This window comes from Maribacter forsetii DSM 18668 (assembly GCF_000744105.1).
Lineage (GTDB): Bacteria > Bacteroidota > Bacteroidia > Flavobacteriales > Flavobacteriaceae > Maribacter > Maribacter forsetii.
The window spans coordinates 2,686,924-2,700,075 of sequence record NZ_JQLH01000001.1; the positions used below are offsets into that span (position 1 = coordinate 2,686,924).

General features: G+C 34.2%; 15 protein-coding genes. 9 read left to right on the plus strand and 6 right to left on the minus strand.

What is annotated here, in order from left to right:
- Positions 1–47 precede the first annotated feature (47 nt).
- Entirely contained in the window at positions 48–590 is a 543-nt protein-coding gene (locus P177_RS11435) for a SixA phosphatase family protein (RefSeq protein ID WP_036154862.1), read from the plus strand.
- A gap of 69 nt (positions 591–659) precedes the next feature.
- A complete protein-coding gene (gene smpB, locus P177_RS11440; protein WP_036158277.1) occupies positions 660–1,121 on the plus strand; it encodes an SsrA-binding protein SmpB in 462 nt (153 codons plus the stop codon).
- On the opposite strand, the gene P177_RS11445 is transcribed toward smpB, so the two are convergent.
- Positions 1,118–1,759 (minus strand): protein-L-isoaspartate(D-aspartate) O-methyltransferase, encoded by a 642-nt coding sequence (locus tag P177_RS11445; protein ID WP_036154864.1) that lies wholly within the window; start codon positions 1,757–1,759, stop codon positions 1,118–1,120. The genes smpB and P177_RS11445 overlap by 4 nt on opposite strands.
- 146 nt (positions 1,760–1,905) lie before the next feature.
- Here P177_RS11445 and P177_RS11450 point away from each other — a divergent pair, with 146 nt between their 5' ends.
- The 7 genes from P177_RS11450 to P177_RS11480 are packed head-to-tail and all read left to right on the plus strand — an operon-like array spanning position 1,906 to position 8,108.
- A complete protein-coding gene (locus P177_RS11450; RefSeq protein WP_036154866.1) occupies positions 1,906–2,880 on the plus strand; it encodes a Gfo/Idh/MocA family protein in 975 nt (324 codons plus the stop codon).
- Positions 2,877–3,767 carry a 3-hydroxybutyryl-CoA dehydrogenase gene (locus tag P177_RS11455; RefSeq protein ID WP_036154868.1) on the plus strand — a complete coding sequence of 297 codons (891 nt, stop codon included), beginning with the start codon at positions 2,877–2,879 and terminating at the stop codon, positions 3,765–3,767. Before P177_RS11450 ends, P177_RS11455 begins: the two co-directional genes overlap by 4 nt.
- Before the next feature lie 23 nt (positions 3,768–3,790).
- Positions 3,791–4,444: a YggS family pyridoxal phosphate-dependent enzyme gene (locus P177_RS11460; RefSeq protein ID WP_036154870.1), complete on the plus strand. Its 654-nt coding sequence runs from the start codon at positions 3,791–3,793 to the stop codon at positions 4,442–4,444.
- 40 nt (positions 4,445–4,484) lie between these two features.
- Entirely contained in the window at positions 4,485–5,852 is a 1,368-nt protein-coding gene (locus P177_RS11465; RefSeq protein ID WP_036154872.1) for an exonuclease domain-containing protein, read from the plus strand.
- A 1-nt stretch (position 5,853) separates the two neighbouring features.
- The gene (locus P177_RS11470; protein ID WP_036154874.1) at positions 5,854–6,714 is read left to right on the plus strand and encodes an ion transporter; all 861 of its coding nucleotides are present in this window, start codon (positions 5,854–5,856) and stop codon (positions 6,712–6,714) included.
- Positions 6,707–7,627 carry a tRNA (adenosine(37)-N6)-dimethylallyltransferase MiaA gene (gene miaA, locus P177_RS11475; protein ID WP_036154876.1) on the plus strand — a complete coding sequence of 307 codons (921 nt, stop codon included), beginning with the start codon at positions 6,707–6,709 and terminating at the stop codon, positions 7,625–7,627. Before P177_RS11470 ends, miaA begins: the two co-directional genes overlap by 8 nt.
- A complete protein-coding gene (locus tag P177_RS11480) occupies positions 7,620–8,108 on the plus strand; it encodes a gluconokinase (RefSeq protein WP_036154878.1) in 489 nt (162 codons plus the stop codon). The genes miaA and P177_RS11480 overlap by 8 nt, the downstream gene beginning before the upstream one ends.
- A gap of 51 nt (positions 8,109–8,159) precedes the next feature.
- On the opposite strand, the gene P177_RS11485 is transcribed toward P177_RS11480, so the two are convergent.
- The 5 genes from P177_RS11485 to P177_RS11505 all read right to left on the minus strand — a co-directional run bounded on the left by P177_RS11485 (position 8,160) and on the right by P177_RS11505 (position 13,100).
- Positions 8,160–8,873, minus strand: coding sequence for a response regulator transcription factor (locus tag P177_RS11485; protein ID WP_027067244.1), 714 nt, complete (start codon positions 8,871–8,873; stop codon positions 8,160–8,162).
- A gap of 6 nt (positions 8,874–8,879) precedes the next feature.
- Positions 8,880–10,463 (minus strand): sensor histidine kinase, encoded by a 1,584-nt coding sequence (locus P177_RS11490; protein WP_036154879.1) that lies wholly within the window; start codon positions 10,461–10,463, stop codon positions 8,880–8,882.
- Between the two features lie 83 nt (positions 10,464–10,546).
- Positions 10,547–11,131, minus strand: a complete 585-nt coding sequence (gene coaE / locus P177_RS11495; RefSeq protein ID WP_036154881.1) for a dephospho-CoA kinase — start codon at positions 11,129–11,131, stop codon at positions 10,547–10,549.
- Positions 11,128–12,093 carry a YbbR-like domain-containing protein gene (locus P177_RS11500; RefSeq protein WP_036154883.1) on the minus strand — a complete coding sequence of 322 codons (966 nt, stop codon included), beginning with the start codon at positions 12,091–12,093 and terminating at the stop codon, positions 11,128–11,130. The genes coaE and P177_RS11500 overlap by 4 nt, the downstream gene beginning before the upstream one ends.
- Entirely contained in the window at positions 12,093–13,100 is a 1,008-nt protein-coding gene (locus P177_RS11505) for a glycosyltransferase (protein WP_036154885.1), read from the minus strand. The genes P177_RS11500 and P177_RS11505 overlap by 1 nt, the downstream gene beginning before the upstream one ends.
- Positions 13,101–13,152: the final 52 nt, after the last annotated feature.

Below are 13,152 nucleotides of genomic sequence, written 5' to 3' on the forward strand. Positions count from 1 at the left end.
TTTTCAACTAATTTTAGTTATTAAATTAATACACCAAACAAAATTTCATGAAAGCATTAAAAATTGTTCTTTTATTTTTTTTGGCAATCAATCTTTCCTGCAAAGATCAGCCAGTTATTGACACATCGCAAGAACAAACTTCAATTTCGACATTTTATCTCATAAGACATGCCGAAAAGAATAGAAACAACCCTGACGATTCTGACCCCGAACTTAATCAAAAAGGATTAGGCAGAGCCATGCATTGGGCAGAAATTCTTGCAGACACAGAGTTGAATGCTATTTATTCTACGGACTATAACAGAACTGCAATGACAGCAGCACCTACTTCTGTTAAGCAAAATATTGATGTTCAGTATTACGACCCTAGCACTATTGACATTGCTCAATTTAAAGCTGATAATTTAAATAATAATGTACTAATTGTTGGTCACAGTAACACTACTCCTGAATTTGTAAATAAATTAATTGACGAACAAAAGTATTATGACATTGATGATAGCGAAAACGGAACTTTGTTTATCGTTAAGATCATTAACGGCATATCTTCAGTAGAAAAACTAATTTTCAACTGTAACTGTCCAGATTAAAATAATATCGTTAGCAATAACTTTTAAAAGGCTAAGACATTCATTCAAATGTTCTTACTTTTGCCTGTGATGCAGAATACAATAAACATTAAGAACAAAAGAGCTCGTTTTGAATACGAGCTTTTAGATAACTATACGGCAGGTATCGTTTTAGCCGGTACCGAAATCAAAGCTATCAGAGAAGGTCGCGCGTCTATTTCAGAGAGTTTTTGTGAATTTAATGATAGAGATGAGCTATTTGTTATTAACATGCAGATAGACGAATACTCCCATGCATCTCACTTTAACCACAAACCGAAAGCTGCGCGTAAATTACTATTACAGAGAAGAGAACTTAAAAAACTCAGTAAAGAAGTAAATACCTCTGGTTTAACCATTGTACCCCTTCGTGTTTTTGTAAATGAAAGAGGCTTTGCTAAAATGCAAATTGCATTAGCGAAAGGTAAAAAACTTTACGACAAAAGAGAGTCTATAAAAGACCGCGACAATAAGAGAGATCTTGATCGTATAAAGAAGAATTTTAACGGCTAGTTTTTATTCTCTAACAACGGTACAAATCTAAAGGAACCGTATTCTGTCTTAGAGAATTCTTTTTCTGTAGTTCTCACGAACAATGTCATTATCTGTTCTTCAAAACCTATTGGTATTACTAACCTACCTCCTACTTTTAATTGCGATAATAAAGCCTTAGGTACTGAAGGTGCACCTGCGGTTACAATAATACGATCAAACGGAGCTTCTTTAGGCAAACCTTTATACCCATCTCCAAAGATGACCTGCTTAGGTCGATAACCCATTTTTTTGAAGAAAATATTAGTCTTTTTAAATAATTCTAACTGTCTTTCAATAGTGTAGACTTTTACCTTCAATTTTAAAAGTACTGCGGTCTGGTAACCACTACCTGTACCAATTTCCAAAACTTTTTGCCCTTGTTCTAGTTCTAATAATTCAGTTTGAAAAGCAACGGTATACGGGTGAGATATTGTTTGGTTCGCAGCAATAGGAAAAGCTTTGTTTTGATAGGCATGCCCCTCAAAACTACTATCTATAAATAAGTGTCTAGGTATTTCTCTAACAGCATCCAGAACACTTTTATCAGCTATTCCTTTGTCTATCAATACTTGCGCTAAATGGTTGCGCATTCCCCTGTGTTTTAAGGTATCTTTCAATGGTAGTCGGTTTGTCCTTCAAAGTTAATAAAGTTCTTTAAACGACGGAAGAACCAACGAAAACTTATATTTATTTTTTCTAAAATTGAAATCTTGCATAGGATAAAAGTACCTAACTATGCGTATTTTTGAGGAAAACGAAACAAATGTTAAAAGTTGGTGTTTTAGGAGCTGGGCATCTAGGTAAAATCCACCTTAGACTTCTAAATGAATCTAAAAAATATGAACTCGTTGGTTTTTACGATGCCGATAGTTCTAATGGAGAAAAGGTTAGCTCGGAATTTGGATATACTTATTTCAAAAGTCTTGATGATTTAATTGATGCCGTTGATGTCGTTGATATTGTAACTCCTACCCTTTCTCATTACGATTGTGCAAAAAAAGCCATCGAAAAAAGTAAGCATATTTTTATTGAAAAACCTATTACACACACCCTAGAAGAAGCTAATTCACTACTTGAACTAGAAGAGGAATTTGGAGTAAAGGGACAAGTGGGACATGTGGAGCGTTTTAACCCTGCATTTACTTCTGTAAAGCACGCTATAAAAGACCCTATGTTCATTGAAGCCCATAGATTGGCTGAATTTAATCCACGAGGCACTGATGTGCCTGTTGTTCTAGATTTAATGATTCACGATATTGACGCTATTCTAAGTGTTGTAAATTCTGAAGTAGTACAGGTAAATGCTAGCGGAGTTTCGGTTATTAGTCAATCTCCAGATATTGCAAATGCCAGATTAGAGTTTGCTAACGGATGTGTAGCGAATTTAACGGCTAGTAGAATCTCTTTAAAGAACATGAGAAAATCTCGTTTCTTTCAAAAAGACGCTTATATTTCCGTAGATTTTCTTGAGAAGAAAGTGGAAGTCGTGAAAATGAAAGATGCCCCTAAAGAACCGGGAGATTTTGATATGATTCTACAAAACGCCGAAGGTATCAAAAAACAAATTTATTTTGAAAACCCATCTATTGAGACCAATAACGCTATTTTAGATGAGCTAGAATCTTTCGCAGACGCTATAAACAATAACACAACTCCTGTTGTAAGTTTAAAACAAGGTACACAAGCGCTAAAAGTTGCTCTACAAATTATTGCAGCATTTAATCCAAATAAAATATGAAGACAATTGCAGTTATAGGTGCAGGTACAATGGGCAACGGAATTGCCCACGTATTTGCCCAAAACAACTTTCAAGTTCACCTAATTGATGTTTCTAGAGAAGCTTTAGATAAAGGTCTTGCCACCATAGCCAAGAATTTGGACAGAATGGTAGCTAAAGAAAAAATAACGATATCCGACAAAGAAAACACACTAGCAAATATCAAATCTTTTACAGAATTGAAAGCAGGTGTATCAAAGGTTGATCTTGCTATTGAAGCTGCCACAGAAAATGTAACCATCAAATTAAAAATTTTTAAAGAGCTTGATGATGTCTGTGATGCAAATACCATTTTAGCATCAAACACTTCTTCTATTTCCATAACTCAGATTGCCGCAGCTACCAATAGACCTGAAAAAGTTATTGGAATGCATTTTATGAATCCGGTTCCTATAATGAAATTAGTGGAGATTATTAGAGGCTATAGCACTTCTAACGAGACCACAACTTCAATTATGGAGCTTTCTAAAGAATTAGGAAAGATTCCGACAGAAGTGAACGACTACCCTGGTTTTGTTGCTAATAGAATTTTAATGCCTATGATCAATGAAGCTATTGAAACATTGCATCATGGCGTTGCAGGTGTTGAAGAAATAGATACGGTAATGAAATTAGGTATGGCGCACCCTATGGGTCCGTTACAATTAGCGGATTTTATAGGATTAGATGTTTGTCTTTCTATTTTAAACGTGATGCATGACGGATTCAAAAACCCTAAATATGCACCATCCCCATTACTTGTAAATATGGTAATGGCAGGGAAAAAGGGAATAAAATCCGGTGAAGGGTTTTACGATTATTCCGCAAACAGAAAAGCTGAAGTTGTATCAAATCAGTTCACTAAATAAAGCATTCTAGAATTGAAGTTTATATGTCTATAAAAGAAAACTTATTAGCCATTAAAGAAACCATTCCTGATACCGTAACCTTAGTTGCCGTATCTAAAACAAAACCAATGTCATTTATTCAGGAAGCTTATGATGAGGGGCAACGTGTTTTTGGAGAGAACAGGGTTCAAGAAATGACAGAAAAGTGGGAGAACCTACCAAAAGATATTGAATGGCATATGATCGGTCATTTACAGCGCAATAAAGTCAAATACATGGCTGAATACGTTTCTTTGGTTCATGGGGTTGACAGCCCAAGATTATTGGCAGAAATTAATAAACAAGCAGAAAAACACAATCGTACCATCTCATGTTTACTTCAGGTACATATTGCCGAAGAAGACACAAAATTCGGGTTTAATGAAGAAGAATTACTTGAATTGGTAGCCAACGAAGAATTTAAGGCTTACAAAAATGTAAAGATTGTAGGTCTAATGGGCATGGCAACCTTTACTGATAATGACAATCAGGTTCGCAAGGAGTTCAGCGGTTTAAAATCACTTTATACAAAACTTTGTAATAACTATACCGATTTTACTACCCTCTCTATGGGTATGAGTGGTGATTATAAAATCGCAATTGAAGAAGGCAGTAACATGGTACGTATAGGAAGTAGTATCTTTGGATCTAGAAATTAATATCTAAAACATTACTACCCCACAAATTATATTATAATACATGTACGCAATTTTAGATATTGAAACTACCGGAGGAAAATTTAATGAAGAGGGAATCACCGAAATTGCTATTCACAAATTTGATGGACAAAAAGTAGTTGACAAATTCATTAGTTTAGTAAATCCGGAAAGGGATATACAACCATTTGTGGTTAAACTAACGGGCATTAATAGTAAAATGCTTAGAACGGCACCTAAATTTTATGAGGTTGCCAAACGTATTATTGAGATTACGGAAGATACCGTAATCGTTGCCCATAATGCCCAGTTCGATTATAGAATTCTAAGAACCGAATTTAGACGTTTAGGCTATAATTTTGAACGCAAAACCCTTTGCACCGTAGACCTATCTAAGCTTTTATTACCAGATGCGGAATCATACAGTTTAGGTAAATTGGTACGATCCCTAGGTATACCGGTAAGTGATAGACACCGCGCTAATGGTGATGCTTTGGCAACTATAAAACTGTTTAAACTTTTGCTTGCCAAAGATTCTGAAAAAATAATCATTAAAGACACCATAAGAAAAGAAACCCAGGGTGAACTTTCTGAAAAACAATTGGATATTGTGCGGGACCTACCGAACAAAACCGGAGTCTTTTATATGCATAATAAAGATGGAGACATTATTCACCTTAGCAAAACAAGCGATATAAAAAAGAGGGTCAATCAGATATTCACCAAGACCAATGATAAATCTAGAAAGTTAACCAAGGACACCAAAAAAGTTACTTTTGAACTTACGGGTAATGAACTTGTAGCTATTTTAAAGGAACATGAAGAACTTTTAAAACTTAGACCTAAATACAGTAGCATTCCTAAAAAAAGAATGTATAGCCACGCTATTTGCAAAAGCGTAAACGAAAATGGTTATTTTTCTTTAGACATTAAACCTTATAGAGAATGTAAAGAGCCATTAGGGCTTTTTAACGGTGTATTCAGTGCTATGAATTATTTGTATAAAATTACCAAAGAATTTGGTCTGTGCGAAAAAGTAAACGGTATCAGTGAAGCTCGAAACAATTGTTCAGGCTATGATGATGGTAATTGTAAAGGCGCTTGTATAGATAAAGAAGACGTTGAAGAATATAATAAACGAGTTATAGCTGCAACTACACAAAACAGCATTAAAGCAAATAAAGTTGTTGTGGTTGACAAGGGTAGAGAAATTGGGGAACAAAGTGCTATTTTGCTTAAAAATGGTTCTTTAGTAGGATTCGGATTCTATGATCTGAACTATCAAATAAATAATATTCATATCTTAGAAAGTATAATTACACCAATGAACGGTACTCGTGATGCTAATTATCTTATTGAATCTTATCTGAGAAAGAAGCGGGTACTTAAAATAATTGAAATAAACGATTAGTTTGAAGGAAGACGAAAAACTAGCACCTTGGAAACATAAAATTCATGAAATAATTTATGAAGCAGATACCCCCATGGGTAAATTGTTCGATATTATTCTCTTCATAATTATCATTTTCAGTGTTATTCTTATCATGCTAGAAAGTGTAAAAGCTATTGACGCTGAATACCATGAAATTCTATTTGTACTTGAATGGATCGTTACCATTTTCTTTACCATTGAATACATAGCACGAATAATTTCTATAAGAAAACCTAGTGCCTATATATTTAGTTTTTACGGTATCATAGATTTCTTATCTACTATACCGTTATATATTTCCTATATTTTTGCTGGATCCCAAGTACTCTTAGCCGTACGCGCATTTAGGTTATTACGTGTTTTCCGTATTTTAAAACTTGCTCGTTTTCTAGGTGAAGCTTCTCAATTAAAAAGAGCATTAAAAGCGAGTAGAGCAAAAATTACCGTATTTCTATTTGCCGTACTTATCGCATCTGTTATGATGGGTACTCTAATGTATTTGGTAGAGGGTGATGAAGCAGGGTTTACAAGCATACCTACAAGCATATACTGGACCATTGTAACACTAACTACTGTTGGTTATGGTGATATTGCTCCTATAACACCACAAGGGCAAGCAATTGCAACGATAATTATGCTATTAGGTTATGGTATCATTGCCGTACCAACAGGTATGGTTACTGCTGAATTCTCTAAACAAAATAGAGATGACACTTCTAATCTAAAAGAATCTGGGAGTTACGTTCATGTGAATACACAATGTTGCCCAACATGTAGCAAAGAAGGTCATAGAGATGATGCTACTCATTGTTATAACTGTGGATCTATTTTAAATGAATAAAATTCTTATATCGGTAGTTGGACCAACAGCCATCGGGAAAACCAAATTGGCCATAATTTTAGCTCAACATTACAATACAGAAATTATATCAGCCGATTCTAGACAGTTTTTCAAAGAAATGAATATTGGTACTGCTGTACCAAGTTTAGACGAGCTATCTCAAGCAAAACACCATTTCATACAGCACAAAAGTATTACTGAACAATACACCGTGGGTGATTTTGAAAGAGAAGCCATTCAAAAACTATCCGATCTTTTTAAAGTTCATGATGTGGTAATTATGGTTGGTGGTAGTGGTCTGTATGTAAATGCCGTTACAGACGGACTAAACAACTTTCCTACTGTAGACCCATCGATTCGTGAATATTTGAATACCGAATTGGCAGAAAATGGTATTGAAGCTCTACAAAAGAAGTTAAAACAATTAGACCCTACATATTTTGAAAAGGTAGATATTTATAATCCCCAAAGAGTGATCAGGGCGTTAGAAGTTACCATTGGTAGCGGTACTCCCTATTCATCGTTCTTAAACAAACCAAAAGCAAAAAGAGCATTCAAGGTTTTATCCGTAGGGTTAAAAGCTGAGCGACCTTTGATCTATGAACGCATAAATCAACGTGTAGACCTTATGGTTGAAGCCGGACTTTTAGAAGAAGCCAAAAGCTTAGTTAATTACAAGGACTATAATGCTTTGCAAACTGTGGGCTACAAAGAACTTTTTAATTATTTTAATGATGAATGGACCTTAGAGTTCGCTATATCTGAAATAAAGAAAAATACACGAAGATTTGCTAAAAGACAACTGACTTGGTTTTTAAGAAACAAGGATACCAAATGGGTTGAGTATAATTATACACCTAAAAGTCTTTTACAAGAAATTGATAATGAAATTGTAAATTTAAAGCATGGTTAAAAAGCAAATCTTATTCTTAATGGGTGTTTCCGGTAGTGGCAAATCTACCATTGGTCAACTGTTAGCAGAGAAATTACAATTTCCTTTTTTTGATGGTGATAGTTTTCATCCAGAAGCGAACGTGAAAAAAATGAGAGAAGGTCGTCCATTAAACGATAATGATCGCCAGGGTTGGCTAGAGAAACTTAATGAGGTAGGTATTGAAAATTTAGAGACTGGCGCTGTTATAGTTTGCTCTTCCCTTAAGGAAAAATACAGAACTATACTTGGCAAAAATTTAGAGAACAAACATCAATTTGTTTTTTTAGATGGTAGTTTTGAACTCATAGAAGCCCGACTAAACAAACGAGAAAACCATTACATGCCAAAAGGCTTGTTGCAATCTCAATTTGATGATCTTGAAACTCCAAAAGATGCACTTACAGTTTCTATAGATCAAACTCCCAATGAAATTGTAAAGGATATTATAGAAAAGTTATAAAACAAAAAAGCATCCCAGTAGGATGCTTTTTTATAATAGTTCTTAGTAAGATTACTCTCCTTCAGTCTTTACAACCAAACGGAAACCTTCACCATGTATGTTCAATATTTCAACGGTATCATCAACCTTAAGATACTTACGTAGTTTAGCAATATAAACATCCATACTACGAGATGTAAAGTAGTTATCATCTCTCCATATCTTAGTCAGCGCAAGCTCTCTTGGCATTAAATCATTTTCATGTAAAGCCAACAAACGCAATAGCTCATTCTCTTTTGGAGAAAGCTTAATTGATTCCTCATCTTTATATTTCAAGAATCTTAATTTAGAATTCAAGTGAAAACCACCAATTGTAAATTCAAATTTCTTGCTATCCGCCAATCCGTTAGAAGCTTTTCTTTGAAGAATCGCTTTTAATTTCATAAGTAGAACTTCAGAATCAAAAGGCTTGTTCAAATAATCATCTGCACCAGCTTTATATCCTTTAAGAACATCTTCCTTCATTGTTTTTGCCGTCAAAAAAACAATTGGAACATTCTCATTCTTTTCACGAATTTCTTTCGCTAACGTGAAACCGTCCTTATAAGGCATCATCACATCTAAAATACAGATATCATAATTATCTTTTTTGAACTTCTCAAATCCTTCCATTCCATTCTTGGCCAAAGTGACATCAAAATCATTCATTGACAAATAATCCTTCAATACAATCCCAAAATTTGGGTCATCCTCTACTAAAAGTATTTTCTTGTTTATTGTTTCCATATATTTTTATATTAACGGCAGTTTTATGTAAAATGTACTTCCTTTTCCTTTTTCACTTTCGGCATATACTTCGCCTTGGTGGTCTTCTACTATTTTTTTAACGTAAGACAATCCTAATCCATGTCCTTTAACGTTGTGCAAATCTCCTGTGTGCTCTCTATAGAATTTTTCAAATACTTTCTTGACCACAGCCTTGCTCATACCAGCACCTTGATCTTGCACTTTTATTATAATATAATTTTTAGCTCTTTCTGTAAATACATCAATTTTTGGTGCTTCTTCAGAATACTTGATTGCATTATCCAACATATTTACAATAACATTGGTAAAATGCATTTCATTAGCTAACACTTCACATCGTTCAGCATCTAAATGTGTATGTATATATCCGCCTCTATCATCAACGATTAATTGAACGTGAGTAATAGCGTCTTCTATAATGTCGTGAACGTTAACCCTATCCTTACTAATATCAAGCTGATTTTTTTCAAGTTTAGAGATTCTTAATACATTTTCTACTTGAGCATGCATTCTTTTATTCTCATCTCTAATCATCTGTAAATAGCGCAAAACCTTTTCTTGATCGGTAATTATCTTAGGGTTTCTAATCGCTTCTACAGCAAGATTAATAGTCGCAATGGGAGTTTTAAACTCATGCGTCATATTATTAATGAAATCTGTTTTTATTTCAGATATCTGCTTTTGACGTATCAACTGATAAATTGCCCCTGCATAAGCTACCACTATGATAATGGTAAATAACAGCGAAAGAAGCGCCAGACCTAAAATGGACTGTACCAAGAATCGTTTTTTCTTTGGAAAGGAAACTAACAAATCGAAATTTGAGACTCCTTCAAAATCTACAAACATGGGAGATTTATAGATGTTTGATTCTGCATATTTAAATTTGGAAGATTTCACCTTGGTCGGTAGACCATTGCTATACACTCCATACTCAAAAGCAATATCAACACCTCTGTTCTCCAATTCTCGTTGCAGCAACAATTCAATTTCTTGCTTGGAAACACGCTTGTGAATAGGTACACGCTTTGCATGAACCATAAACATTTCTTCCATGGCAGCCTTTTCCATTTTGTTAAGACCCCCAATTTTTTCAATCCTTTGAATAGGATTAAAACGTGGCGTATTACTTTCTATATCAAAATCTGCCCTAAAAATCGAGGTAGTTCGTTTACTGGTAAAATTTTTAATGATAGTGGTATCCGCACCATCACTACTATCAAAGAACGTAGACGAAATACCATAATCTTCTTCTAATATACCGTGTTCATACAGTAATATTTCATTAGAATTGATATCCCTATCAATAAAGAAAAAATTAGTCAGCTGAGCACCTTTTAGCTCTCCTCCAATACTATCCTTTGCATGTAAATACCTATCAAAGTAGTTTTTAGATTCCCTTTCGGTAATTTTATTGGTGACGCTGTTCAATGCTTCTGAAACACTGCTAGAGAATTGTTCTTCTCCACTATCTATGGATTTGCTAATCCAAAAACTTTGAACGAAAATCAGACCAATAAGTGAAAGGCTCATTAAAACCACTAAGAGCACAAATAACTTTTTGTTCATTGGGTGTTAAAATTAAAGATTTAACAGTTAGAGGGTAGTACGTTTAACCTAACCTTAACAAAAATGTTAAAATTGCTAAATTACTAACAGTCAGAGAGGATAGATGCGTGAACTTGTAGCACTTTTGACCTAGTTCTTTCTAAGTCAGTATTTTCAATTACATAATTGGCTAATTCTAATTTGGTTTCATCATCAAGTTGATTGTTCATACGTGCTTCAACCTGCTCTCTTGTAGTGTTATCCCTATCTAACACACGATTAATACGGACTTCTTTGGGAGCGGTTACTAATATGACATCATCATAGAGTTCTTGAGCCTTATTTTCAAACAACAAAGCTGTTTCTTGAATTACATAGTTTGCATCTTGATCATTTGACCAATCTATAAAATCTTGCCTCACCACAGGATGCACTATATTATTGAGTTTTGCCAATAACTCTGTATCATTAAAAACTTTACCAGCTATATATGATTTGTTTAACGCACCATCCTTAAAAGCCTCTTCCCCTAATAATGCAACTAATTGGTCATGTATAACTTTGGAAGTATTCATTAAGTATTTCGCACGTTGATCGGAATCATAAACCGGAACACCTAACTCTTTAAACATAGTAGCTACCGTAGATTTTCCGCTACCTATTCCACCTGTTAAACCTATTATCATCATTCTCTTCGAAGTATAAATTCAACTTCATTTGTGCTGATTACAGCATTGTTTAAACTTCTTGGATATTTCACCAATTTTACGGACAAGGTATTCTCGTTTTCTTTTGAGAGCGTAGCATAATCTGCCTCTACAGAAAAATCTCCTATTTCCAATTCCTTCAAATGCTCTAAAGTACCCTGACACCGGACTTCAACTATTTCTGGAAAAGTACGAACCTTTACATTTTCTGGTAAATTGATTACCTGAACAGGAACTTCTATTACTTGTTCAGAAAATTTAACCACCTTACCAGAGAGCCTAACTTTTTTATTTGAAAAAGTTGTTCCTTTTAATTGTTCCGGTAATTGTAAGGCGATTTCATTTGAGAATGAAGTATTTATATAATCAGACTTAAACAATGTCGTTCTAATTTGTTTTATAGTATCAATTTGACTTTTAGGACCTGAAATTTGAATTGAATCTGGCACTACTTCAATCTCCCCTTCCAGAATGTGGTTTGAAGCAAAGGTCATATCTACCATTACTTTTACTGGTACCTTCTTGGTTTCTAAAGATGTAAAGTCAAAATATATAGCATCACTATCAAAATCTGTAAGTATGCTATAATTATTAAGCTGAGATTCTAACTGAATTCTAATTTGATCCGATGTTAAATAGTAGGCATCATCTTTATGCATCACCTTACTAACATCTAACTTTACCTGCTTGGGTTTTAATTCATATCCTAAAAATTGAAATCCAGCTGCTTGAAGACGTACTTCAATTTCATCTTTTGGAGTATTTGCCAATAAGAATTCGTCCGGAACATTTACATATTCCACTTGAAAAGTAGTGTTATTTGTATAGGTAAGCGATAACTTATTAATTAACCAAGCGAGTGAAGCACACAACAAGAACACAAGAAAGACTTTTACCTTTCTTTTCTTTAGTCCTGTTTTTATCCACTCTACTAAACGTTCCATCAATTCACTCTAAAAAATAATTTGGGAAAAATTTCCTCTGGCTTTTTATTTGAAGAATTAATATACAAGGTTGATTTTAAAAATCCGTATCCATATCCAAAAAATTGTATCGCTGTTGCCACCAGTGATAAAAATGCCACTTTTAAATTACGAGTTTTTAAAAGCGCATCTATAAACAAAACTAAAAAGTATGTTGAATATATAAACCACGGAATTTTGAAACCTACTAATGCCAATAATACCGAAACCACAAATCCTAAACAAAATACAGTTGGAAACCAATAGGTAATCTTCTTGGTCTCCGGATGCCATTTATTTAATATAGGGCGTACCATACCAAATTTATTCACCTGAATATAAAATTTGTTCCAGTCTATTCGCCTTTTATGATACACAAATGCTTCTGAAATCAATTTAGTTCTATACCCTTTATTCCAAATGCGTATGGTTAGATCCGGATCTTCACCGGGGTGAATATTTCCATAACCGCCCACTGTACTAAAAGCTTCTTTAGAAATACCCATATTAAAGCTTCTGGGCTGAAATTTATCTACTGATTTCTTACCACCACGAATTCCTCCTGTGGTCAAAAAAGAAGTCATAGCATAGTTAATTGCTTTTTGAACTGTAGAAAAAGATTCATGTGCCGCATCCGGACCACCATAACAATGAACAAAATCTTCTTGCAAACTCTTTTCTGCAGCCACAAGATACTGTGGTGGTAAAATACAATCAGAATCCAATACTATAAAGTAATTGCCTTTTGCCCTAGCCATACCGTAATTCCGAGAATCTCCAGGACCAGAATTTGGCTTCTTGTAATATGAAATAGCTAGATCATCTACATACTCACCTATGACTTCTTCAGATGAAATAGTAGAACCGTCTTCGACGATAACCACCTCAAAAGTTTTGTCATAGGTTTGTAAACGTAGACTATCCAACAGTTCCTTAATTTCGTTGGGTCTATTGTATACGGGAATGATAAAAGAAAACGACAAGTCCATTTTTACGCTCCTTAAATGAATAGGCTCCAATAAAATTGGAATATTAAAATCT

Excerpts from the sequence above, each read along its gene's own strand:
- P177_RS11435 (WP_036154862.1), top strand. The coding sequence starts at position 48 with ATGAAAGCATTAAAAATTGTTCTTTTATTTTTTTTGGCAATCAATCTT.
- smpB (WP_036158277.1), top strand. The coding sequence starts at position 660 with ATGCAGAATACAATAAACATTAAGAACAAAAGAGCTCGTTTTGAATAC.
- P177_RS11450 (WP_036154866.1), top strand. The coding sequence starts at position 1,906 with ATGTTAAAAGTTGGTGTTTTAGGAGCTGGGCATCTAGGTAAAATCCAC.
- P177_RS11455 (WP_036154868.1), top strand. The coding sequence starts at position 2,877 with ATGAAGACAATTGCAGTTATAGGTGCAGGTACAATGGGCAACGGAATT.
- P177_RS11460 (WP_036154870.1), top strand. The coding sequence starts at position 3,791 with ATGTCTATAAAAGAAAACTTATTAGCCATTAAAGAAACCATTCCTGAT.
- P177_RS11465 (WP_036154872.1), top strand. The coding sequence starts at position 4,485 with ATGTACGCAATTTTAGATATTGAAACTACCGGAGGAAAATTTAATGAA.
- miaA (WP_036154876.1), top strand. The coding sequence starts at position 6,707 with ATGAATAAAATTCTTATATCGGTAGTTGGACCAACAGCCATCGGGAAA.
- P177_RS11480 (WP_036154878.1), top strand. The coding sequence starts at position 7,620 with ATGGTTAAAAAGCAAATCTTATTCTTAATGGGTGTTTCCGGTAGTGGC.
- P177_RS11485 (WP_027067244.1), bottom strand. The coding sequence starts at position 8,873 with ATGGAAACAATAAACAAGAAAATACTTTTAGTAGAGGATGACCCAAAT.
- P177_RS11490 (WP_036154879.1), bottom strand. The coding sequence starts at position 10,463 with ATGAACAAAAAGTTATTTGTGCTCTTAGTGGTTTTAATGAGCCTTTCA.
- coaE (WP_036154881.1), bottom strand. The coding sequence starts at position 11,131 with ATGATGATAATAGGTTTAACAGGTGGAATAGGTAGCGGAAAATCTACG.
- P177_RS11500 (WP_036154883.1), bottom strand. The coding sequence starts at position 12,093 with ATGGAACGTTTAGTAGAGTGGATAAAAACAGGACTAAAGAAAAGAAAG.
- P177_RS11505 (WP_036154885.1), bottom strand. The coding sequence starts at position 13,100 with ATGGACTTGTCGTTTTCTTTTATCATTCCCGTATACAATAGACCCAAC.